The following is a 22,403-nucleotide window of genomic DNA, read 5'->3' as shown; positions in this document are numbered from 1 at the left end:
TCATTGGCAAAGGGACTTTTTCATTGTTTTTAAGATGGTTTTACGAGGCAAATCGCACGGGAGAACAGAACAAAAAAACCCCCGACACAAGTCGAGGGAAACCTTCTCTTTTATGCGAAGATCGGCAGCATGAGATTCAGCAAGAACAATCCCGCGATGACATACATGAGCGCAGGCACTTCACGGCGTTTGCCCAATGCGAGCTTCAAGAGCGGATACGCCACGAATCCAAACGCAATTCCATCTACAATGCTGTAGGACAACGGGATAATCGCGATGATCAAAAAGGCAGGGAAGCCTTCCGAGAAGTCCTTCAGATTGATATTCTGTACATTTTGCAGCATCAGTGCGCCAATGATGATGAGCACCGGAGCAATGGCTCCATCTGGAATCATTTTGATGACAGGAAGCAAACCGAGCGAGAGCAGGAACAAGGTACCTGTTACAAGTGCGGTCAGTCCCGTCCGTCCTCCCGCTGCGATTCCTGCTGCTGTCTCTACCGTAGAAACCGTCGGACTGGTTCCCAGAATGCCAGAGATGGCAGCCGACAATGCATTCGCTTGCAGCGACCGGCCAAACTTCTCCGGCTGCCCAAGCATCGAGGTATGCCCATGAATCAAGCCGATATTTTCAAAGACGATGACCATCGCCAATGAGAAGGTCGCGATCCAAAATGGCAACGCCCAAATGGCTGAAAAGGAAAGACCCGCAAATACGCTTCCGTAATCCGCGAACGAAAACGATCCTCCTCCTCCTGGCTCGATAATCCCGAACAAAAAGCCAAGTCCTGTACCAACCGCAATACCGATCAAGAAGTTGCCCGGTACATTGCGAACAAACAAAATCAACGTAACAATCAAAGTTATCAGCGTGACGATCACATGCGGGCTGGACACGTCACCCAGCGCGACAAATGTAGACGGATTCATGACGATCAGCCCGCCTTTTTGCAGACCGATGAAGGTCAAGAACAGCCCGATCCCTACGGTAATCGCTTCTTTTAGCGAAGCGGGTATCGCACTGGACAATATTTTCGCGGCCTTGGTAAAGGCAATGACACTAAAGATCAGACCCGAAACAAAAACAGCTGCCAATGCTTCTTGCCAAGTGAGGCCCATCGATTTGCATAATGTGAACGTAAACAGGGCGTTGATCCCCATGCCGGGAACCAGAATAATAGGTGCATTTGCCCAAAAGGCCATAAGAAGTGACCCGATAAATGCCGTCAATACAGTCGCCAGAATGCCTGCTTCCATCGGTATTCCAGCATCATTTAAAATCGAAGCGTTTACGGCAACAATGTAAACAATGGTGACAAAGCCAATAAATCCGGCGATGAGTTCCCTTTGAAACGTCGTGTCGTAAGCGCGCAAGTGAAATAGCTTTTCCATCCACGTACGCACGGATTTCCCTTCTTTCCTTTATGTCTTTTCCATGAAGTGAAGATTCACAGGAAACATGCTATCATAGCTTCATCAATATGAAAAATATCCATAAAATCTAATTTTCATATCGTTTTCATATGGAACCATTCTCGTAAGGAAAGAAGGCATTGTGTGTGGACATTCGGCAACTGCGTTATTTTATCGCCATAGCGGAAGAAGGTCAGATAACGGGAGCGGCTAAAAGGCTGAACATGGCCCAGCCGCCTTTGAGCCAGCAACTGAAACAAATGGAGGAGGAACTCGGAACCTTGCTTGTTGAGCGCTCAGGCAAACAAATGGTTCTGACAGAAGCAGGCGTCACTCTCTACAAACAGGCCCTCAATATCGTTCATCAAATGGAGGAAGCCCTTTCCGAGGTCAAAGAGACAGGCGAAGGCATTCGTGGGACGCTTTCCATCGGTGTCAGCGCACTGTCGGCCTATCGTCTGCCAGAACAAATTCGCGTGTTTCAGCAAAAATATCCGCTCATTACGTATAAAATTTGGAAAGGCGATACGCAGCTCCTCAATCAGTGGCTGGAGCGCAGAACCATAGAAGTCGCTATCGTACGTCTCCCCCACTCATTGAACAACTGCACCATGATTCCGTTGGAGGAAGAGGATTTTGTGCTCATTGTTCCTGCCACCTCCCCTTATGCCGATCGCAAAGAAATCGAAATGCGCGAGATCGCCCAGCTCCCGCTCATCATGCCGAGCACGCCAGGATTGGGCATCTACGACTTGATTATCAAGGAATTTTCCCGTCTAGGCGTGGAACCGCATGTCATCTGTGAGTGCCCGGACATCTCGCTCATCGTCAGCATGGTCGCCTCCTCTGTCGGTTCCTCCATCGTCCCCATCTCGGCATGGGAAACTCATCAGAGCGAACAAATTCGCGGGATTCGACTCTCCGGTACTTCTATTTATTCTTCCGCTGCTGTCGTTTGGCAGTCTGGACGCCATCTATCCAAAGCAGCGAATCGGTTTATCGAGACGTTTTCATCGTAACTCCAGTGGAATAATCTTGGAAATCCCGCGGGATGATAAACTATTACCATTTCTTGTAGATTCCCGGGAGGATAAAGATGACTTTCCTGATATCCTTGGTCATTGTATTTGTCATTGTGCTGTTCGGCGCGATTTCTCCTGAGCTGTTCGCCTCTGCGGCTTCCCATGTCCTGAAAGTGACCACGACGAATTTTGGCTGGTTTTATTTAATCGTGACTTTCGGTTTTCTGATCTTTTGCATCTTCCTTGCCTTTAGCAGATACGGACAAATCCCTTTGGGGAGCGACGATGACGAGCCGGAATACTCGCTGCCTACGTGGTTTGCCATGCTGTTTTCTGCTGGGATGGGGATTGGTCTTGTCTTTTGGGGAGTAGCGGAGCCCATTTCTCATTACTTCGCTCCGCCAGCAGGTGTGACCGGACAAACGACCGAAGCCGCACAAACTGCTCTGCGCTATGCGTTTTTTCACTGGGGTCTGCATCCTTGGGGGATCTACGCTCTCATCGCACTCTCTCTCTCGTATTTTCAATTTCGCAAAGGGGCGAAGGGCTTGATTTCCTCCACCTTTGGCCCACTGCTCGGTGAACGCATACACGGACCGCTCGGAAAAGGGATCGATATTCTAGCTGTCATCGCCACGGCATTCGGTGTCGCAACCTCACTTGGCCTCGGAACTCTGCAAATAAATGGGGGCTTGTCTCACCTCTTTGGACTGCCGTCCAGTACCACAGTGCAGATCGTCATTATTTCCATCATTACAGTGCTATTTCTGCTCTCGGCTACGACAGGGCTGGATCGAGGTATCAAGTATTTGAGCAATACGAATCTCGTATTCGCTTTGTTGCTCCTCCTGCTAACGCTCGTACTGGGACCAACCTCATTTATTTTTGACGCCTTCACCAGTACGCTGGGCAGTTATTTGAACAATCTCATCTCGATGAGCTTGCGACTGACCCCTTTTACACAAGGGACATGGGTAGCCAACTGGACGCTGTTTTACTGGTCGTGGTGGATTGCCTGGGCGCCGTTCGTCGGCATGTTTATCGCACGCGTCTCCAAAGGTCGCACGATCAAGGAATTCGTCATTTGCGTGATGCTCGTTCCGAGTTTGTTAAGCTTCATTTGGTTTTCGGTGTTTGGCGGGACTGCTCTTCATCTCGAAATTTTTGATCAAGCGCCTATAGGGGCGGCGGTACAAAGTGACATATCGACTGCGTTGTTCCTCGCCCTGGAGCAGTTGCCTATGGGGTACATTCTCGCTGTCGTTGCGATTCTGTTAATCATCACCTTTTTTATTACATCAGCGGATTCCGCTATTTTCGTGCTCGGCATGCTGTCTTCTGATGGCAACCTGGACCCGTCGAATCGGGTAAAAATCACCTGGGGCGTCCTCCAATCCGCTATCGCGATTGTTCTGTTGTTAAGCGGCGGCTTGGAAGGCCTACAGACAGCCTCCATAGTGGCAGCACTGCCTTTTACCGTCATCATGGTCTTGATGTGCTTCTCCCTTGTCATGGCGTTGCAAGAAGAAGACCGGATTGCGAAAAAGAAGCGGAAAGAACAGCAGAAGAAGCTGGAGAGGTTGTTGAAGGAGTTGTAAAAGGCAGGAAGACCCTTCTATCAGGCATTATGCTTCGTGAAGGGTCTTTTTTGTGGTATTATATGGAAAATATTTCAAAGGATTTGATCGTATGGAGCTAGATCGTTCTTTTCGAAAAAAGATAGTACCGATACCGTACTGGAAATTGATGATTGTCTTCACACTATTCATTGCTTCGTTTATTATCTTGCAAGTATGGGAAAATCAAAATCGCCTCTATACCGACAATCTGTACATGAAACGATCGATTTTTACAGGTGTAATGTTTCAAGTGGAATTTATCAAGGAACCAAACAGGAAAGAAATAGAGCTGTACAGCTTTGCAACCTCAGACGCTCGAGTGGATCGCCAACAAATGCACAAAGACAACCAACTGGAGTTTTCATTACTGGAGGATAAAATCGATCTGCTCATTCGAGAAGAGCGCAATGTCATCTTTTATTTCCTAATCTTGTCGTACATACTGTCCGTTTGGTTTATACTGCGAAATGTTATTCGCGATCATAGCCTTCCTGCGTTAGCATTTGTTGCATGTGTCTTCTTCAGTTTTTCTCTTTGGCGTTCTTGGTTCAAAATACAGGAGTTGCTTGAAGAGACCGCTTATTATATGAGCAGATTGTAAAGGGGGACGCTATTCATCGCGCCCCCCTTTGTTATTCATTAGATGTTTTCACCTCAGATGTTACCTCAATCCCGTTTCTGCGAAACAGCGCTGCCGTCAGCCCGACACCCGGCACTTTTTTCCCGGAAAAGCTGCCATCGTAAACGAAGGAGCTCCCACAGGACGGGCTGTTTTCTTTTAAGATAGCAGATGTGGCTCCAACCGTTTTCGCCAGCTTCAGTGCTTGGTTCGCCCCCATCAAAAATTCCTCGGTAACGTCTCGGCCAGTGTCGTCTATGATGCGTGCTTTGCCATCCAGAACATCATCTCCCGTACCCCCGATGATTTCGGCTGGCGGTCGTGGTGTTGGCAAGCCTCCCAGCTGTTCAGGACAGACGGGAATGGCCTTTCCTTCCCGGAGCAATTGCTCCAGCTCTTGGTTCAAGCATGACTTCTGATCGTAACGGCATTCACAGCCGATCAAACAGGCGCTAATCACTTTCATGACAACCGTCCTCCACCTTTTTATTTACAGCTTGCGCAGCTTCACGCTTTGTACCCTATGATCCTGCCCCTTGTCCAAAATCAATTGAGCGCGAACACGCGTCGGCAAAATGTTTTGACGCAGGTTAGCTCCATTGATCTCCGTCCAAATACCGGTGGCCACCTTAGTCGCCTCCTCATCAGACAAACTCGCGTAACGCTTGAAATACGAGGATGGATCGGAGAACGCAGTCTGACGCAGCAGCTTGAACCGCTCTACATACCATTGCAGGATGTGCTTCTCTTCCGCGTGTACGTAGATCGTGAAGTCAAAGAAATCCGAAACAATGACCTCGGAAATACGAGTATCGTTTTCGTCACCTCTAGGCGGTTGCAGCACATTCAAGCCTTCAACAATCAAAATGTCAGGCTGTCTGACGGTCTGCCATTCATCTGGCACGATGTCATATACAAGGTGGGAATAAACTGGTGCTTTCACTTCAGGCAAACCCGATTTTACATCGGATAAAAAATTGATAAAGCGGCGCAAGTCATAACTCTCCGGGAATCCCTTGCGCTTCATGATTCCTCTGTCTTCTAGGACCTTGTTCGGATACAGGAACCCGTCGGTCGTTACCAAATCCACCTTCGGATGATTCGGCCAGCGGGACAACAGCGTCTGCAAAATGCGAGCCGTTGTGCTTTTGCCTACAGCCACACTGCCTGCGATACCGATAATGAATGGAACCTTGCCATCCTGGTTCCCTAAAAAAGTGTGAGTCGCCTGGTACAGCTCCTGCGTGCCCCCGACATACAAATTCAGCAGACGGGACAACGGAAGGTAAATGTCGGAGACTTCGGTCATGGACATTTTCTCGTTTAAGCCCTGCAAAAGGGAAAGCTCGTTATCAGATATGGTCAACGGCGTGGAAGCCCGCAGAGCACTCCACTGCCCGCGATTAAATGTAACATAGGGTGATGCCATGGGAATGTACATCCTTTCCATCATGAAAGTGCTTACTTTATTTCACACAAGGTTAGTTTACACCAGCATGTCTTTCTTGGGAACAAGGGGGTTGCCCTAAATCAGACCAGCTCTGCACTTTGCCTTCATGAGTACATAGGAAAAAAGCCGATACCCCATGGCATCAGCTTTGCTTATAAAAGAATTTCTTGTTATTTTCCCAAGTGGGCTTGCAGCATCCACACATGCTTTTGCAAGCTGTCCATGATCCCTAAGAACATATCGCCAGTCGCTTCATCGTCCCCTGCTTCCGCGGCTGTAATACCTTCTTTGAGTTCTTTGATCAGGAGTGTAAAATCGTTCACGACTGCCTCTACCATCTGATCCGCAGACTCTCCACCTGTCGCTTCCTTAATGGAAGCCTGCTCCATACAGGCCTTCAACGTCGAAACAGGCTTGCCCCCAACCGTTAACAGCCGTTCTGCCAGCTCATCCACATTTTTGGCTGCCTCGTTGTATAGCTCCTCAAATTTTTCATGCAGGGTAAAGAAATTCGGTCCTTTGACAAACCAGTGATAATGATGCAGCTTCATATACAGCACAGACCAGTTGGCAACTTGTTTATTAAGTACGTCGGTCACGGGCCGACTCATTGTCATACTCATCCGGACGCTCCACCTCTCATGGTATAGATATAGCGTTTGTAGTATGTGGTCAATCGGGCGATTCTATTCTTTTCATGACAGTCCATCTTTTCTACAAGCTGGACGAGCTTATACAACTAGCTCCACGTATTGCTAAAGCTCTGGAATGAAATCTGTGTCTTTTTCATGTAAAAAACCACAAATTACTCATTTCCCTTTTTTCTGTCAATCATAAGCTATTTCTAGATTGACAAAAGGAGGATTACTATGGCGCATAAAGCGAAAACGAAGGTTAGCCCACAATTCAAAAGACTCTGTACCCGATTTGGAAGAATATTAGGGGGCGAGTCGGAAATTGACAGTGGGCCGGTTTGTTTTGTCATGCGGCTTACAAATCTTCGAGAAACCATCTTAGGAAGACGAACGCTATCTCCTTTAGTTCGAGCTCAAATGTTTTCGTTTGAATCCCTTGATAAGTCGGGTCGTGCCCTTTGTTTGGGAGAGACTGCCGTTCACCAAAATCAGGTGAACCGCTTGATGTCGAATCTCCGCAAGCGCGGAATTAAAGTGACCGCACTTCACAACCACTGGCTAAAAGAAAACCCGCGCTTAATGTACATGCATTGGGAAGCGATAGAAAACCCTATCGTATTCGCTAGGAAAACCAAAGAGTCCATCGCATTCCTGGGTTAACATGGTGGAGCCATGAAGTTTTCATTTCATCATAATCGAAAGGATGACGGATATGGGCAAAGTAAATGCAAAAGCAAAGGCAAGTCCCCAGTTTAGAAGACTGTGTAACCGATTTTCAGCCATTTTAGGTGGAACAGAGCATGAAATTACAAGAGGTCCCGTTTGTTTCGTCTCCAGAAATAGAGTATTCAATGCGTCTATATTAGGCAGAAAAACCACATCTCCATTGGTCCGCTATCAATTGTTCTCATTCGAATCCTTGAACAGTTCGGGACGTGCACTATGTTTAGGGGAAACGGCTCTCTTCCAAAACCAAGTAAACCGTTTATTGTCAAACCTTCGCAAAAACGGGATAAAGGTAACAGCAGTCCATAATCACTGGCTCTTTGACAACCCGCGTCTTATGTATATTCATTGGGAGTCAATTGATAATCCCATTGCATTTGCCAGGAAAGTGAAGCGTTCTATTGCTTTTTTGGGATAATCATTGGTATTGATAACAGAAAACAGCGGCAGGATAACGTGATCATATCGTCCAAGACTGCCGCTCAGCTTCAAACCAAAAACGCGAGATTTCGTACACAATCCACGATTAGTATCCCCTGAATCTCCGTGCAATTGCGGATTCACGGGATATTGCCATTTTCGTTACTACTTTCACCTTTTCCTGTTGTCTCGCGCATTTTGTTTCACGAGCTGCTGTGCAATTGTATTTGGGTTAATGTAGGGTATTATTCATTGATGTTGATGGGGAATGTTCCGACCAATTTCATCATTAATCTTGTATCCCATAAAAAAAGCTCACTCCTTCTACCCTAACAGAAGGAACAAGCCTACTTCATTTATTATCCTGTTACAATTTTTGGGGTGTTGGACTTGGCAAACTTTCAAACGCTTCCCCATTAATCCCGGCAAAATCCATCTTTTTACGCAAATCACTGACAAACTGCGTAAAATAGAGGCCACGATCCATGCTGCCCGCATATTTTCTCAAGTCGTAATCGTAGGTTAACGAATCGTATATGTAATGCAAATCATCAACAAGCACCTTTTTCATATCCGCATTTTTAATAGATGGATCGATACTGCATTCGTTCACGAGCGCCTGTAATGTTGCCTTGAGCGCATCGTTGTCATAGGACGGGTGAGCGAGTAAAAATTTCAAATCGTACAAGTCTTTAAACCTCGGTCTGACAATTGTTTGATGCAGCTTCCAAGCAACCTGGATGGACAGAGGCACAGTGTACGGAACCAGAAAGCTTTCCCCGAAAGCAGGTTGGTACTGTAGCGGAACTGGGTCTGCTTCCATTTCCAGGTTAAACGAAATATCAAGATCAAGCTCGTTATAATCATTCGCTTCCCTTGTTTGGCCTTTGAAATAATAGGCAATATCCGTATTTATCGTCGGAAAATCATCTGCCATTGCGTAATCGATATATCTCCAAAAGGCATTTTCACGAAAGCTTCTAAACACGACGCCGTCGTTCAGATCCATTTCGGTTACTTGAATCATCCATTGTGTAAATACTTCATGGGCGTGCTCGACGTCCCTGATCTTCCCCGCATACAATAAGTCAATATCATCCGCGTCCCGAATCTCTCGGTTGTCCAAATATTGTCTGGTGAGAAGGCTGCCTTTTAATACAAAGGGCATATTCACAAGAGCAATTCTTCTCAACAGTGCTTCCAAAACTACTAGCTCTCTCGCCTCATATTCTAACTCTGCTACATCATCATATGTTATCATCATGATCCTCCATCTTAAAAATTAGGATATCCAGCCGCTGTCCAGTTCTTCTCGGCTGTCATAAATACATAGTTCGTATTGTTCTTTGATTAACTCGATCTGATTTGCTTGCAATATGGTATGTATCATTTCTACTCGATCGTAAAACTGTTTCGGGCTCTCATATTCTCGGACAGTGATGAATCTCACCTTTCCATTCGCATTCAATGAGTTTCTCGAAATATGCCCGCCATGATCCTCACATAAATTTCGTAACGCATCGACATCATCGACCTGTACTTTGCCATGCCATTCGAAGTAAGGCTTCGAGTTTTTTAGGATGGGCTGGTGAAAGTACGTTTCTTCCTTTGGAGAAATCTCTACTTTTTTTCGGACGATGGTAAAACCGTTGTTTTGAAACGTAGCTGCAACCTTTTCCATCTCTATATTCGCTTCATGAAAATCTGCTCGCTTGATTACTCCTGTTATCATCGGTTGATTGATGTAATTTCCCTGATCCAAAACGATCATGACCGGTTTCACATGTTGCGATTGGCAGAGATCGATAAAAGCTTCCTTTTCATCAAGTTGTAGATCGTTGAAGGTAACATGAAACTCAAATTCCATTACTTCACTCCCTGACTTTCCTTGTATGGCACAATCAATATATTTCCTTTTCTTCCTATTTGTATCGACATATCTATGCTAGCTCTTAACCGTTTCGTTTAAAAAATAAAAAAGTAGAGGTTCGCTGAGAATCTTCTCTCAACATATCTCTACTTTGTATGGTGCTAGTTGCTAACCATTTAGCTTGGTGGTTGCTGAAAAGTCCAGAGAGTGCACGTTTTGGGACCAGTACTCCAAGATTTCATCGAGTCTTAACGCCTAAGTCCTGATCTTTGAGCCTAAAGAGCTTTGATACGTAAGGTTTGAAATCTGAGCGCTAAGCTTTGAGCTTTCATCCGCATATTCACCAAATAATTTTAGGATGGCCTGGTTAACCCACCAGGCAAGGGACTCTCGTTTATCAGCTATTCAAATGATTAGCAAATCACACTGTTAATCCACAAGATTGATTTTGGTAATCGTATTGGATTCGCTTAATATAAAATCGACTTCACACTCAAACTCGTCAATTTCTTTACTAAGCGTATCCATTTTCTCTTTCAGCTTCAAGGGGTCTACGAGCTTCGCTTCATTTTGTTCTTTAAACGGTTTGGAGATCGCTTCCATTTCCGTATCCTTCACCTTGGAGTCTTTGCCAAAGTTCGCTTCGAGCAGCTTTTCCAATCGCAGCTGTACTTCTTCATTTTTCTCTTCAACCTGCATGACAGCGTGGTTGTAATCTCTTCTCATTTTCTCCAGCAGTGATTTCTCATATTGAATGGAGGTTTTTCGCTCGATTGCTTCGGCAACTGTCATTTTCTTGCCGCTTATCGTTACCATCGTCTTTGCGTTGGACTCGACGATCAGCGACTTAATTTTTTGTCTTCTTTTTATTAAATCAATGGTGGATTGGTAGTTGCGCTCTGTTGTTTCCACATACAGTTCTGTTGACGTGTAACCAGTTACTGGCTTAGGTCCAATGGCCGAAGACATGAAAGTCGTTTCATTGATTCCTTTTTGAATTCGTTTATCGAGTAACTTTAATTCTGAGAGTCCTCTTGTGATAGACATTTCCATCGTGTCATTCCTCCTCGTGGAGTTTGGATAGAAGAGTTGTTTATATATAGGGGGGTTCATTTGATAGTTTAATATACAACTATCTGTAAATAGCTGTCAAATGACCTATACAAAAAAACCAGGGCCTACTCTCCCTGGCTATCACACGTTACAGAAGTCCTTCCATTTTCCCTTTTTGTACCGCGTCATCCCGATTCCGCACGCCGAGCTTGTCATACAGAGCAGACGCATAGTTACGCACGGTCCCGTCTGACAAATACAGCTTGGAAGCAATTGTTTTATAACGCATGCCTTGGGAAAGCATCTGCAAAATCTCCTGCTCCCGCTTCGTTAAACCATAAGCATTCTCGTCTTTTTCGCTTAGTTTCGGTGCACCGAGCAAATCTTCCTGTTCGCTTGCTGGCTGTGCATCCAGCATTTTATGAAACAGGTCCTGTGCAATCATCGTACCACCGCGATGGACGAGGCGAATCGTTTCCGCAAGCTCTCGTGAATCGATCGATTTCAAAAGATATCCGTCTGCACCACTGCGCATGATTTCCTTGGCTTTTTCAGTATCTTGAAACGTAGACAGGACAAGGACACGAATACCGGGCCATTTTTCCTTTATTCGTTTTGTCGCAGTAATCCCGTCCATATTCGGCATCTCCAAGTCCATCAGCACAAGATCTGGTTCCAGCTCCTCGCACAGCGCCACAGCCTGGACCCCATCCTCTGCTAACCCGACTACCCGCAGGTCCCGCTGTCCCTCTAATATGGAACGCAAGCTTTCCCGAATAAACGAGTGATCATCGACGATAAACAAACGAATGATTTCATCGGTGCTCTCTACCATCCTCGGAACCAAACAAGTAATGAGCGTTCCTTCTCCCCGCTCTGAGTATACGGATACTCTTCCTTGCAGAAGCGCGGCCCGCTCTTTCATCGTCGTGATCCCGAAGCCATCCTCCCAATTATCCACCCCGTGACCGTTATCCTGTACTTCCAGCCTCGTCTGTTGCTGCTCAAAATGCAAGGAAACGACGATGTCTGTAGCGTTCCCGTGTCGTACGGCATTCGTCAAAGATTCCTGCAAGCAGCGAAACAAGGTCATTTTCACTTGTTTACCGATCGGATACTCTTCTCCAATTGCACGAAACCGCACATTCACTTTTGCATGTGTCTGAAACTCCTCTGCAAGCTGCCTCAGCGAATGAACCAAGGGAAGCGTCTCTTGCGGTGCCCCCATCTGATGCAAGTACCCTCGCACTTCCTTCATACCTTTTCGCGCAAGCTGCAAGAGGGATTCGAGCTTTTGCGCCCCTTCCTCCGACGCTACATCCTGACGCAAGGTTTCCAGCCCCATGATGATCGAGACATAGGAATGCCCCATCGTATCATGCAGGTCCTTTGAGAGTCGGTCCCGCTCCTCCAGCAGAGTCACTTTCTCGATTTGGGTGAGGTATTGCTCCAGCACACTGTTTTGCTTGAGAATAATTTCATTTTGCCGATGATTGACGATGAGCAAATGAAAGGCAAACCCTATCGCATAAGCAAGCCCGACTTGCGAAAAAATCACGAAGACATCAATTTCCCGCGAAAAAAGCACAATCAGCAGTGGAAGGAAAACAATTGTAATGGGAGCCGCCCAGCGATACGATTTCTCCGCACTATTGGCGGCAATCAAAAAAGCAGGCATCAATAAAGTAATGTACGCCTCCGGAAACATAGACGTGAGATAAATCGATAATCCGCCAAACAAGAGCATTTCTGCTATCAGATAATAACGATAGCTCAGCATTAAACAAATCCACGGGACGGAAAACACCATCATTTCCCAAAGTATAACCATCCATAAGGGTAGCGTGAGATAATCTCCAAATTTTACAGTCGTAACGGTGAGTGAAAAGCAAACGATCAGACGTAAAAAAAACATCACCCAGTCATACCAAGCCCATTGTTTCACGACATCTAACAAACCATCATCTCCTAATTGCTTTGAACATCAAGCGGGTGTACCCACCAACTAATTGTACCAGACCGTTCCCTAGCTTGGAGCATCCGATCATGAGTATGAATCCTAAACCCATGATTTGCAATGCCTTCAGCTCTGAATCCACTACGCTCCCGAAAAAATGTATCTCCACGAAAGGATAGCACAACGGTACGATCGCAAAAAATACGGGTGCAATGTAGATGAGCACTCCGACCACCAGGCAGATACAGCCTAGGACAAATTTTTTCATCAGCCAGTAAACGGATATCCAGTTTTTTACATCCGATAATTCCGCCTTAGCCTGCATCCATTGATTTCCCTTGGCTCTTTCTCTCATTGCCAACGGTTCTATGGAAATATCCGTATAAATCTTCGTCTGAATACGTTCATGCTGGACAAAGGTTTGAGTTGTACGCAAAACATTGGTGAGCAATGGAATTCCCACTACGGTAAAGGACAAGGCCAAGCCAAGCATGATACTGACCATGTAAAAACATAAATAAAATACTCCCGAGACAAATGTATACAGCAAAAAGATAACATTTTGAACGTTACGCATGATCGCTTTTTTCATATAAGCTAATTCTCTCCTATCTATACTTTTTCCGACACACTAATGACGGTCTGCCATAACCGTAAACCACTGCGCGTCACATGAGCCAGTATCAAAATGTCATATGACAGGCTAAGTCATGTCATTTCATCAAAATCATTTGTTAGTCGGAAAAGTGATGACAGGAAGTAACTACCGAGTATGACACGAGCTTTGCCATACTGTGCTCAAGCGCTCGCTCTCAGAGTCGGTGCGCCAAAACGTTTTGTAACACAAAAAGGAGAATCGCACATGAAAAAAGTGATACAAAAAATGAGTCTCGTTGTTTTTCTTCTCTCCACAACCTTGATTTCCGCATGCACACAGTCGCTCGGTGCTGTTGAATCTACTCAGACTGCTTCCATTGCTACCCAAGGACCGGTGGATGCCAAAGAAATAGAAACGTTTGCTGATCCACTGTTTGCAAAAAAAATGAAAGAATTTAATGTGGCTGGTTCCAGCTTTGTTGTCGTCCGTGATGGCAAAGTCATCGTGAACAAAGGCTACGGTTTTGCTGACAAGGAAAAGAAAACCCCTGTTGATAAAGACACGGTGTTCCAAATTGGCTCAGTATCGAAAACCTTTACCGCCTTGGCTGCCATGCAGCAAGTCGATGCGGGTAAAATTGACCTGCATGCCAATATAGAGGAATATCTCGGTGGACTAAAAATTCCGAATAAGACAGGAAAACCAGTCACCATGTACGACTTGCTCGCCTACACACCCGGCTTCGAATTTCCGGACGAAACTACCTTTACCGGTCCACAATACATCGGGCAAGACATCTCTATGGATGAATTCTTTCCAAAGCACATGCCGGTCATCGTCCGACCACCTGGCGAAGTCTATACGTATGATAATACAGGATTCTTGCTCGCTGGCTACGCTGTGGAAAAAACAAGTGGAATCCCATTTTACCAGTATATGGATGAGAAAGTGTTCAAACCTCTCGGAATGTCCTCGACCAGTGTACGCTTGAAGCCTGAGCTCATGAAGAGAATGGCTACCAATTACTTTAATACTGGCGAGCAACGTCCGCTAGAAGGAACCAATCCAACTGATGGTCCGCAGGGAAGCATTATATCAACAGCAGATGACATGGCAAAGTACATGATCATGCACCTGCAAAACGGAAAATTTGACGGCAAGGAAATCGTCAGCCAGAAAAGCTTGGATTTGATGCATACGCACCAGTATTCCGCGGGTGACATCCCGATCACAACCTTAGGCTTTGAAAACTATTTTCCAGAGTATGCAAATGGTCAGAAAGTTGTTTTGAAGGGCGGAAACATGCCAGGCCATTCTTCCCTGATGGTATTGATCCCGGAACATAAAACCGGCTTTTTCATGTCCTACAACAATGATTCAATGGTTAGCGCTGATATTTACAAAGAATTCATGGATCATTATTTCCCAGAAACAGAGAAAAAAGCTGAGCCTGTTTTCATGACCTTGAGTGAAGCGGATGCGCAAAAATATGTCGGGCTGTATCAAAATACACGTGCCTATTGGACACGCACTTCTATTACCTATGAGAATGGATCACTCGTGCTTGAGAGTGAGGCAACCGGAAAACAAAAACTGCGAATGATTAAACCATTGCTATTTGAAGATGAGACAGGCGAAAAAGTCGCGTTCAAGGAAGACAAAAACGGTAACATCAACTACTACTATTATACAACAGCAATAGGCGTTAACATTGCTGGCGAATCTCAAAGAATGGAAATGGAAAAGACCTACTCAGACGTCCCTAACACTAGCAGCTATAAGACCCATATCAACAACCTCAGCGCCCTTTCCATTATGGGAGCGAAATCAGGAAGTAAATTTGATCCTACAGGGACCATGACACAAGGCGAATTTGCTGACACCCTGATCAAAGCAGAAGGCCATTACGTAATGGCCGGGAGTGAAGACGGACTTAGACAGCAATTGGCCGCAGGCATCCCTAATTTGAACCCATCGGCACCAATTACAAGACAAGTCGCTGCTGCCATGATCCAAAATTTAAAGCAGCTTGAACCTGTGGCAACCAGCAAAGTGACGCTGCAAGACCCGGCCGACGCATGGGCAAAAGATGCGATCACTGCTCTTGTTTCACAAGGCATCGTCGATCCTGACACGAAGGTAAACGCAGATGGCTCTTTCACATTCCGCGCAAAAGATTTACTGAAGCGTCAAGAAGCCAGTGCCTTGCTTGACTTAGCATTTGGTTACTATTCATTGCCGATTAAACGATAAGCATCCTTTTCCTATTTTTGGGATAAAGTAGGGACTTGTTGTATACCCTACTCCTTTGAGGGAGGTGAATGGTCGTGGAAAATAGCGATAAACACAGGGGACAAGCTGAGCAAAAAGTTTCAAGTGACTTGAATGAGAAGGAAATCGAGCTTCAGCATCAATTTCAAATGTTCCCTACCCCGGATGAAAAACGCGCCTCAAAAGTGATTACCGAGCTGAAAGATTAATAATTACTCTCCCCTACTTTAAGGCTGTCGAGAAACTCGGCAGTCTTTTTCATATGCTCTTGGAACCTGCGTATGAGCCAGTGCCAAAGTGTCATATGACAGAAAGTTACTACCGAGTATGACAAGAGCTTTGCCATACTGTGCTCAAGCGCTCACTCTCGGAGTCGGTGCGACAAAACGTATTAGCAAAACTCAAAGGAGAATCACACATGAAAAAAGCTTTTCAAAAAATGAGTCTCACGGTTTTTCTTCTCTCCGCGACCTTGATTGCCGTATGCACCCAGCCACTCGGTGCAATGGAAATAAATCAGACTGCTTCCATTGCTGCCAATAACATAAAAGGACCGCTGGATGCAAAAGAAGTAGAAGCGTTTGCCGATCAACTGTTTGCAGAGAAGATGAAAAAATTTAATGTGAATGGTTCCAACTTTGCTGTCGTCCGTGATGGCAAGGTCCTCGTGAACAAAGGATACGGCTTCGCTGACAAGGAAAAGAAAATCCCTGTTGATAAAGACACGGTGTTCCAAATTGGCTCTGTAACGAAAACCTTTACCGCCATGGCGGTCTTGCAGCAAGTCGATGCGGGCAAAATAGACCTGCATCATAATGTAGAGGAATATCTCGGCGATCTAAAGATTCCCAATAAGACGGGAAAACCGCTCACTCTGTACGACATGCTTACCTATTCAAGCGGCTTCGATTCTCCTGACATCACTACCTTTCTCGGTCCACAATACATCGAGCAGGACATCTCGATGGCTGAATTCGTTTCAAAGAATAAAATGCCGTCCGTCATCCGACCACCTGGCGAGGTCTATTCCTACGATAATACAGGATTCTTACTCGCTGGCTACGCCGTGGAAAAAGCAAGTGGAATCCCCTTTGCCCAGTATATGGATGAAAAAGTGTTCAAGCCTCTCGGAATGACCTCGAGTAGCGTTCGCTTAAAGCCTGAGCTCTTGAAGAGAATGGCTGCCCATTACCGCCCTAATGGCGAGCCACATCCCGCAGAAGGATTCATTCCAAGTGATGCTCCGCAGGGAAGCATTCTATCAACGGGAGAAGACATGGCCAAGTACTTGATCATGCAGCTGCAAAACGGGAAATTTGACGGCAAGGAAATTGTCAGCCAGAAAAGCCTAGACTTGATGCATTCTTACCAGATTTTCGCGGAAAAGGACATCCCGGTCACAACAGTAGGCTTTGAAAACCTCTATAGAGAGCTGGCAAATGGTCAGCACGTGGTTTTCAAGGGAGGAAACATACCTGGCCATGCTTCCCTGATCGTATTGATCCCTGAACAAAAAACCGCCTTTTATATGTCCTACAACAGTGATTCGGACATGAGATCCGATATTTTCAAAGAGTTCATGGATCATTATTTCCCCGAAAAAGAAAAAGCAGAGCCTGTTTATTTGCCCTTGAGTGAAAGAGATGCACCAAAATATATCGGGCTGTACCAAAATACGCGTGGCTTTTGGAACCGCACTTCGATTGCCTACGAGAATGGCTCACTCATGCTGGAGGATAAAACCGGTGGAAAACAAAAGCTACGAATGATTCATCCACTGCTGTTTGTAGATGAGGAAGGCAATAAAATCGCGTTCAAGGAAGACAAAAACAGCAACATCCAATACTTCTATTATTCCACGCCAAAAGACGTCACACACGCCGTTGCCCATTCACAAAAAATGGATAGGAAGGAGACTTACTCAGACGTCCCTAACACCAGTAGCTATAAGACCTATATCAGTAATGTCAGCGCTCTTTCCATTATGGGAGCAAAAACGGAAGGTAAATTTGATCCTACAGGGACCATGACACAAGGCGAATTTATTGACGCTCTGGTCAAAGCAAATGGCTGGTACGGATTTCCCGGGGACGAAGACATGAATAGACAGCAATTGGCCGCGAGCCTCCCTGATTTGAACCTTTCGGCACCTATTTCAAGACAAGCCGCTGCTGTCATGATCCAAACTTTGAAGCAGCTTGAACCCGTGGCAACCAGCAAAGTGAAGCTGCAAGACAAAGCCGATGCATGGGCAAAAGATGCGATCACTACTCTTGCTTCACAAGGCATCGTCGATCCTGATACGAAGATAAGCGCAGATGGCTTCTTCACATTCCGCGCAAAAGATTTGTTGAAGCGTCAAGAAGCAAGTGCCATGATTGATTTAGCGTTTGGTTATCATTCTTTGCCGGTTAAGTGGTGAGTAGCTGTTTTCTCTTTTTTGGGAAACTTTCTTTCGCCCACGGCTGTCGAGTAACTCGGCAGCCTTTCTTCTTTTAGAAAAATCCGCTTATAGGACATGGATTCTCTCCAGACCCTTCATCTCTGCGAGACTCTCGTGTGCATGCTTAAAAGGCTCATTCCTCCTCGCCGTTCGAGTTGGAATAAGCCTTGGGAAGTTGGTCTAAGCGTGTTTGTCAAGTTTTTAAGCGTTTGGTTTGTTGGTTGTATTGTACGATCTAGTTGTTGGGATTGTAAATGGTTACACAAAATCTTGACAGACTCGGTTGCCTACTTCAAGCATAGTAGCATTTTTCAAGAAATCCTTTCCAAAATCAGTGTTGATACCCCAATATTAGTGTGAAACTTTGCATATAAGCATGGTGAAAGCTTTAATTTTTTTTATTAACACATAATTCAGCTAGTAAGGTTTCACCAATAATGTCGATTTGTTTATCTAAATCACCTGCTATAAATCCACGCAAAGAATTATTTCTACTATCGATGTAAAAGCTAATGCCGTCTTTAAAACCTATGTGATGGGTCAGGTCACTAAACCAACCTCTTTGAAAATTATATGTTTTTGAAAATTTATCAATTATGCCAAAAACATCCGATTCATTATGCTTCTGTATTGCTTCTTTAAGCATATTAGGTGATCCAGCAAAGATTATACACTTATCATAATTTAATCTTTCATATTTACTAAATGCACATTGAAATAAGAGTTTTTCAAAGTTATCTGCAAAATAACTTACAAACTCGCTATCCTCATCAGTCATAACAATCAGAGGATTATCAGTTTGGGTAAAATCAAATGATAGTTGACCATCAAATAATTCTTTTTGAAAAAAATGTATATATTTATCACTTAAAGTGTCTGGTGCTTCCTCATGTATCCCTTCATAAGAATTAATTATCTCAGAAATTGAAGCATATCCTGGAAGTTGAGTTTTTAGTAAACCCTTATCATCCTGCCCCATATAATTTAAATAAATCTCATATTCTTTAGGAAAATGATAGTTATATTTATTAATTTGTGTTAGATTTTTCAGCGTATCTATGTCCTCTTTTTTTGCTGGTTCTATTTCATTTACCCATTTCTCATCAAATCTTGATATATATTTTGATAATCGTTCAAAAAGATTTGTACAATCTCCTATGGGTGGGATGTGATTACTTTTTATTGGCATTTGCATATTTCATGTACTCCTCTATATTTTTTATATCACTACACGTTAAACATGGATTCATTTGGTTTGAACCTTCTGCATATGGATACGGATTTTCTTTTTTAGATGAGCGCCAAACAGTATCCATACCCGTTATTTTACTTGGGTTATCATGTGCAGCATTTACTACTTTTGATTCTGCACATGTACCTGCAGTATTACTACCCTCTATTGTATCTAGTTTTTCTGTTGGCATCGGTTCAGCCTTTACAGTGTATTTATCTCCATATTTTTTATTTAATGCATTTTGTAATTGTCTTGCTGTTTCAATATTTTTAGGACTTGCTTCACCTGAAATCCCAACTGAAACCGTTCCATCTTCGTGCGTTATTACAGAAACGACTGGATTTGGGGCTCTTTTACCATCTCCAAGTATTTTATTAAGCTCACCTACCACATTTTGTGCTTCTGCAGTAGCCTCTGGAGTTCTAGATGGGTACGAAGCCACGTTCCCCTTACCCTCAGAATCCCTCTGCTCTTGTTCTCTTCTCTCTCTTTCTTCTCTTTCTCTTCTCTCTCTTTCTTCTCTTTCCCTTCTCTCTCTCTTTCTTCTCTTTCTCTCCTCCCTCTTTCTTCTCTCTCCTGGTCTTCCTTCCCATCCCTACGACGATGATTCCCTCCACCACCGCCTCTATTACCAGGCATATCATCATGCCGCATCCAATAAACCATAGGCTGACCTGTAACAGCATCTCTGAGAACGACAACTCTTCCATTAAACACACCATTCATCTGCTTGAGGAACTTATCCACTTTCTCTTGTAACTCAATCATCGACTCTGCAAAGCTCTTACCATGCGTCTTTAGCTTTCCATCCTTAAGCATGGCGCTCATTGCATCATCAATACTGGAATTAGGCAAAAGGACACCTTTCCCATTTCCCTCATGGTCACCAGACTTTTTCTTGCCATTCGGCCCATCCAGCTTATTGGCCAGTTTCACTGTCCGCGTAACGGCTGTACCTGTACCAGCACTAAGAGCACTTACCGCTACCTCTGCAACCACCATGTCTTTCTTAAACTCATTCTGGCCCTTTGCATAGCTTTGTTCTTCTGATCTGGTCCACAGACCGCCGCTAAACAAGTTATCTTGATCATATTGGGCGTCTTTCACGAATGGGTCGATATAGTCATCGTATAGCCCTTGTCCAAACGACTTTGCATCGGATTTGATTTGTTCCCACGATTTATTGCCCGTTACCGTATCTCCCACGTAATTGACTGCATTCGTAGCGGTTTCTACAGCTCCTCTCGCGAGATCATTTCGTTCGAGGAGAGAAGGTCGCTCTTCCCCAGTCACCCCTTCGTAAATGGCGTCTACCAGATACGATGTTGGTAACGCGGTCGACGCAATATCTCCGGCATCTACTACCACATTCCACAAGCCTAACAAGGTATCTCCGAGAGCATCTAATTTCCCTTTCGCCTCAGCCACTTGGTTGTTGAAGGCTCTACACGACATGATGGAAGCCTTTCCGCTTCCTACAATTCCTTTTCAACAGTACTTCAGTAGTCAACTGCTCTCTTTCATTAGCTACAAAATCTACTTTCATTCGGCTACACATAAAAACAGGTCAATCATGGGGGGAACTAACCATAATCGACCTGTAAGATATAAAGGAAAGGCACCACAAATCAGAGCATTAATGTACCTACAAAAATAAAAACGGAAGCTTTATATGGTATTACATGAGTCTGTAAAATATTCTGTGTAAACTCTCAACCTCTAAACTACAATTAGTCTTAGAAAGGTTGGGAGATTTTTATGATGTCAAAAGAGCAGATCAAGCAGTGGATCAAGGAGAAAAACATGAAGTCTGTGGACGATGTTCAGTCAGCCTTGAAGGATTTGTTTGCTGAAACGATCCAAGAAATGCTCGAAGCTGAGATGGAGTCCTCACTTGGATATGCCAAGCATGACATGAAAAACAAGCGAACAACCAATAGCCGCAACGGTTATAGCAAAAAAACGGTTCGCTCCGAGTATGGCGAAGTCGATATTCAAATTCCTCGTGATCGTGAGGGAGAATTTGAGCCTGCCATCGTAAGGAAGCACCAGTCCAATGTAACAGGGATCGAAGATCAAATCCTCGCGCTGTATGCAAAAGGCGTATCCACACGTGATATTCAAGATCATCTACAGCAGCTCTATGGCATCGAAGTCTCACCAACACTCATTTCTAATGTCACGAACAAAATCGTTCCACTGATTAAAGAGTGGCAAAATCGCCCCTTGCAATCGGTATATGCCGTTGTTTTCTTAGACGCTATTCACTTTAAAGTAAAACAGGACGGGGCTATCGTCAACAAGGCTGCCTATATGGTCATTGGCATTGACCTTGACGGTCATAAAGATGTCCTTGGTATCTGGGTTGGCGAGAATGAATCGGCTAAATTCTGGCTACATGTACTCAATGAACTGAAAAACCGTGGAGTCCAGGATATTCTCATTACTAGCGTCGATAACCTCCGAGGCTTTACGGAGGCTATTTCAGCATGTTATCCAAAGACAGAGATTCAGAAGTGTGTCATCCATCAAATACGTAACTCTATTAAATATGTTTCCTATAAGGATTTAAAGAGAGTGACAGCTGAACTAAAGCCTATTTACAAGGCTCCAACGGAGCAAGCTGCACTGGAAGAATTCGATCAGTTTGAGCAAACTTGGGGGAGTAAATATCCCTTAATGGTACGCTCCTGGCGTTCCAACTGGGAGGAGATTGCGACCTTCTTTAAATATCCTCCAGAGATTCGAAAGCTGATCTATACAACTAATGTTATTGAAAGTTACCATCGTCAACTTCGAAAAGTAACGAAGGGAAAAGCTATATTTCCGACAGACGATGCCCTTCTAAAGATGTTATATCTCGTAACCATGGATGTCTTACGAAAATGGACGGGAAGGGTCCACAATTGGGGACAGATTCTCATGCAGCTATCTGTTTTCTTTGAGGATCGCGTACGGCCACACATCCGTTAACAAGTAAAAGAAAGGCTTCATCCCCGAAGGGATTGTCTTTTTCTACACCCACGTGTCAAGGGTTCGCTTTGCCTTACGCCCTTGACCCTGTTGGCTTCGAA

Annotated in this window: 21 protein-coding genes; 9 read left to right on the top strand and 12 right to left on the bottom strand. The window is 44.7% G+C overall.

Translation table 11 applies throughout. The annotated features are described in order from the left end of the window. Positions 1 to 110: 110 nt before the first annotated feature. Positions 111 to 1,391, bottom strand: coding sequence for an NCS2 family permease (locus FO446_RS06915; protein ID WP_255688669.1), 1,281 nt, complete (start codon positions 1,389 to 1,391; stop codon positions 111 to 113). A 167-nt stretch (positions 1,392 to 1,558) separates the two neighbouring features. Between FO446_RS06915 and FO446_RS06910 the strand changes: the two genes are divergently transcribed. The 3 genes from FO446_RS06910 to FO446_RS06900 all read left to right on the top strand — a co-directional run bounded on the left by FO446_RS06910 (position 1,559) and on the right by FO446_RS06900 (position 4,654). Further along, the gene (locus FO446_RS06910) at positions 1,559 to 2,431 is read left to right on the top strand and encodes a LysR family transcriptional regulator (RefSeq protein WP_232773639.1); all 873 of its coding nucleotides are present in this window, start codon (positions 1,559 to 1,561) and stop codon (positions 2,429 to 2,431) included. A 77-nt stretch (positions 2,432 to 2,508) separates the two neighbouring features. Then, a complete protein-coding gene (locus tag FO446_RS06905; protein WP_237900183.1) occupies positions 2,509 to 4,032 on the top strand; it encodes a glycine betaine uptake BCCT transporter in 1,524 nt (507 codons plus the stop codon). 91 nt (positions 4,033 to 4,123) lie between these two features. Next, positions 4,124 to 4,654, top strand: a complete 531-nt coding sequence (locus tag FO446_RS06900) for a hypothetical protein (RefSeq protein WP_237900181.1) — start codon at positions 4,124 to 4,126, stop codon at positions 4,652 to 4,654. Positions 4,655 to 4,685: 31 nt separating this feature from the next. On the opposite strand, the gene FO446_RS06895 is transcribed toward FO446_RS06900, so the two are convergent. From FO446_RS06895 to FO446_RS06885, 3 genes are all read right to left on the bottom strand, one after another. Continuing rightward, positions 4,686 to 5,138, bottom strand: a complete 453-nt coding sequence (locus FO446_RS06895) for a 2-thiouracil desulfurase family protein (RefSeq protein ID WP_173608933.1) — start codon at positions 5,136 to 5,138, stop codon at positions 4,686 to 4,688. Positions 5,139 to 5,162: 24 nt separating this feature from the next. Then, on the bottom strand, positions 5,163 to 6,101 hold the full coding sequence (gene coaA, locus FO446_RS06890) for a type I pantothenate kinase (RefSeq protein WP_229087973.1): 939 nt from the start codon (positions 6,099 to 6,101) through the stop codon (positions 5,163 to 5,165). Positions 6,102 to 6,292: 191 nt separating this feature from the next. Next, positions 6,293 to 6,745, bottom strand: a complete 453-nt coding sequence (locus FO446_RS06885) for a Dps family protein (protein ID WP_047070550.1) — start codon at positions 6,743 to 6,745, stop codon at positions 6,293 to 6,295. A gap of 246 nt (positions 6,746 to 6,991) precedes the next feature. On the opposite strand from FO446_RS06885, the gene FO446_RS06880 reads away from it, so the two are divergent. Both FO446_RS06880 and FO446_RS06875 read left to right on the top strand, forming a co-directional pair. Further along, a complete protein-coding gene (locus FO446_RS06880; protein WP_173608935.1) occupies positions 6,992 to 7,417 on the top strand; it encodes a DUF1259 domain-containing protein in 426 nt (141 codons plus the stop codon). 52 nt (positions 7,418 to 7,469) lie between these two features. Then, positions 7,470 to 7,901, top strand: coding sequence for a DUF1259 domain-containing protein (locus FO446_RS06875; RefSeq protein ID WP_173608936.1), 432 nt, complete (start codon positions 7,470 to 7,472; stop codon positions 7,899 to 7,901). Positions 7,902 to 8,270: 369 nt separating this feature from the next. Here the strand turns inward: FO446_RS06875 and FO446_RS06870 are convergent, their stop codons facing one another. The 5 genes from FO446_RS06870 to FO446_RS06850 form a co-directional block, all read right to left on the bottom strand. Further along, entirely contained in the window at positions 8,271 to 9,167 is an 897-nt protein-coding gene (locus FO446_RS06870) for a nucleotidyl transferase AbiEii/AbiGii toxin family protein (RefSeq protein ID WP_237900179.1), read from the bottom strand. Positions 9,168 to 9,185: 18 nt separating this feature from the next. Then, positions 9,186 to 9,770, bottom strand: coding sequence for a hypothetical protein (locus tag FO446_RS06865; protein WP_173608937.1), 585 nt, complete (start codon positions 9,768 to 9,770; stop codon positions 9,186 to 9,188). A 432-nt stretch (positions 9,771 to 10,202) separates the two neighbouring features. Beyond that, a complete protein-coding gene (locus FO446_RS06860) occupies positions 10,203 to 10,826 on the bottom strand; it encodes a hypothetical protein (protein WP_173608938.1) in 624 nt (207 codons plus the stop codon). 148 nt (positions 10,827 to 10,974) lie between these two features. Continuing rightward, the gene (locus FO446_RS06855; protein WP_237900177.1) at positions 10,975 to 12,783 is read right to left on the bottom strand and encodes a helix-turn-helix transcriptional regulator; all 1,809 of its coding nucleotides are present in this window, start codon (positions 12,781 to 12,783) and stop codon (positions 10,975 to 10,977) included. Positions 12,784 to 12,787: 4 nt separating this feature from the next. Then, positions 12,788 to 13,375 carry a sensor domain-containing protein gene (locus FO446_RS06850; protein WP_221867520.1) on the bottom strand — a complete coding sequence of 196 codons (588 nt, stop codon included), beginning with the start codon at positions 13,373 to 13,375 and terminating at the stop codon, positions 12,788 to 12,790. A gap of 270 nt (positions 13,376 to 13,645) precedes the next feature. On the opposite strand from FO446_RS06850, the gene FO446_RS06845 reads away from it, so the two are divergent. The 3 genes from FO446_RS06845 (at position 13,646) to FO446_RS06835 (ending at position 18,074) form a co-directional block, all read left to right on the top strand. Then, the gene (locus FO446_RS06845) at positions 13,646 to 15,634 is read left to right on the top strand and encodes a serine hydrolase domain-containing protein (protein ID WP_237900175.1); all 1,989 of its coding nucleotides are present in this window, start codon (positions 13,646 to 13,648) and stop codon (positions 15,632 to 15,634) included. 74 nt (positions 15,635 to 15,708) lie between these two features. Continuing rightward, positions 15,709 to 15,861 carry a hypothetical protein gene (locus FO446_RS06840; RefSeq protein ID WP_172141946.1) on the top strand — a complete coding sequence of 51 codons (153 nt, stop codon included), beginning with the start codon at positions 15,709 to 15,711 and terminating at the stop codon, positions 15,859 to 15,861. 209 nt (positions 15,862 to 16,070) lie between these two features. Continuing rightward, positions 16,071 to 18,074: a serine hydrolase domain-containing protein gene (locus FO446_RS06835; protein WP_173608942.1), complete on the top strand. Its 2,004-nt coding sequence runs from the start codon at positions 16,071 to 16,073 to the stop codon at positions 18,072 to 18,074. Between the two features lie 409 nt (positions 18,075 to 18,483). On the opposite strand, the gene FO446_RS06830 is transcribed toward FO446_RS06835, so the two are convergent. The 3 genes from FO446_RS06830 to FO446_RS06820 are packed head-to-tail and all read right to left on the bottom strand — an operon-like array spanning position 18,484 to position 20,784. Next, the gene (locus FO446_RS06830; RefSeq protein ID WP_237900172.1) at positions 18,484 to 19,290 is read right to left on the bottom strand and encodes an SMI1/KNR4 family protein; all 807 of its coding nucleotides are present in this window, start codon (positions 19,288 to 19,290) and stop codon (positions 18,484 to 18,486) included. Beyond that, positions 19,268 to 19,720, bottom strand: coding sequence for a hypothetical protein (locus FO446_RS06825; protein WP_237900170.1), 453 nt, complete (start codon positions 19,718 to 19,720; stop codon positions 19,268 to 19,270). Before FO446_RS06825 ends, FO446_RS06830 begins: the two co-directional genes overlap by 23 nt. Next, positions 19,714 to 20,784 (bottom strand): hypothetical protein, encoded by a 1,071-nt coding sequence (locus FO446_RS06820; RefSeq protein ID WP_237900168.1) that lies wholly within the window; start codon positions 20,782 to 20,784, stop codon positions 19,714 to 19,716. The genes FO446_RS06825 and FO446_RS06820 overlap by 7 nt, the downstream gene beginning before the upstream one ends. 303 nt (positions 20,785 to 21,087) lie before the next feature. On the opposite strand from FO446_RS06820, the gene FO446_RS06815 reads away from it, so the two are divergent. After that, complete coding sequence (locus FO446_RS06815; protein WP_221869331.1) at positions 21,088 to 22,302, top strand: IS256 family transposase; 1,215 nt, start codon at positions 21,088 to 21,090, stop codon at positions 22,300 to 22,302. Positions 22,303 to 22,403: the final 101 nt, after the last annotated feature.

Source organism: Brevibacillus brevis, assembly GCF_022026395.1.
In the GTDB taxonomy this organism is placed as follows: domain Bacteria; phylum Bacillota; class Bacilli; order Brevibacillales; family Brevibacillaceae; genus Brevibacillus.
This window is presented reverse-complemented; position numbering and strand designations above follow the sequence as displayed.